An 812-nucleotide genomic window follows, 5' to 3' on the forward strand; every position below is an offset into this window, starting at 1 on the left:
ATTCGGCAGAATAGTGAATCGCAGAGCGTCCATGGTAACGACCCGCGGTATAGCCTCTCAAACGGTACAACCCACCCAAGCGAACTTGTTCGTGCTCTGGCGGACGACTGCAAACAACACCATCACATTGATTCCAAGTTGGTGTGTCGGCTGTATAAAAATCCAAGGCCAGTACTTGTTGATCAAACCAATCACCAAGAGGCCCCAGCGAGTAATATTGGCTATTTTGGAATTCCCACTTGAGCCACAGCTCCTCTGATTGCCCACTTTCTGCGCCCGTCGTCAAATTCAAAGAGGTATGCGAGCCTCGGGTCGTGTTACGTGCGCTATCGCGGTTGTCCCAATCAAAACCCAATGTAAAACCGTAAGCTTGCTCTTTCTTATCATTGTATACATCCAACGCTCGTGAAGAATAAAAAGGCGTCAGCAGGATAGAGCTAACGCCCGACGCCAAAGGCGATGCATAGCGAACGTCGCGGCTGGGTAGAAACGCGCCTTTCAAACCATGATCTTTCACCGCGCCCCACGGCAACAGGTATTTGAATTCGAACTTATACTTTTGCTCATCACTGTTTGTGATCGTCTGAGATTCAAACGACGAGTTGTTATCGCCTTGCTCACCTAAGTAATAGGGACTGTCATTAAAACGAGCTTGGTACATCTGAGTACTGAACAGCACATTGGGGGAGAGCGCATAATTAAATGCAGAGAGGAAACCAATATAGCTGTCTTTCTCCGAATACAGCCCCATACCAAATAGTGCAGCTTGAGGCTGACCAACCCCTTTAGCAACCCCCGCAACTCCAACGGTA

General features: G+C 48.6%; 1 protein-coding gene. It reads right to left on the reverse strand.

All coding sequences use genetic code 11. The annotated features are described in order from the left end of the window. On the reverse strand, positions 1–812 hold an 812-nt coding region (locus tag R7Z49_RS24260; protein ID WP_318112262.1), incomplete at both ends, for a BamA/TamA family outer membrane protein.

This window comes from Vibrio sp. 1562, assembly GCF_033340155.1.
GTDB lineage: Bacteria > Pseudomonadota > Gammaproteobacteria > Enterobacterales > Vibrionaceae > Vibrio > Vibrio alginolyticus.